We start from the raw sequence: 444 nt of genomic DNA on the forward strand, positions 1-444 counted from the left end.
CTTTAACAATACTGCGTAAATCCACGTTAACTATATTTATATACCCCTCCACCAGATAAGTCAATTCTGATTATTATTTATAATATTATGATATACCGTATTGTTTTAAAAATAAATAATTAAAAGGTAAATATTAATGAACATACCCACATCATTCGCACGCCGACTCATTGATTGGCAACGGCAACACGGCCGTCCCGACTTGCCTTGGCAGGTCAAAGATCCTTATTCCGTCTGGCTTTCAGAAATCATGCTCCAGCAAACGCAGGTTGCCACCGTATTGGACTACTATCCTCGTTTCTTAGCCAAACTCCCAACTGTGCAATCTCTTGCCGCCGCGCCGCAAGACGAGGTTTTATCTTTATGGGCAGGCTTGGGCTATTACAGCCGCGCACGCAAACTGCAAAAAGCAGTGCAACAAGTCGTCGCACAATCCGGCGGTAG

Annotated in this window: 1 pseudogene; it reads left to right on the top strand. The window is 43.7% G+C overall.

Features of this window, described 5'->3' with window-relative positions:
* Window positions 1-136: 136 nt before the first annotated feature.
* Window positions 137-444 (top strand): annotated as a pseudogene (locus ACTHUR_RS21035) (A/G-specific adenine glycosylase); the annotation flags it as partial.

Source organism: Neisseria sp. P0021.S007, assembly GCF_051956855.1.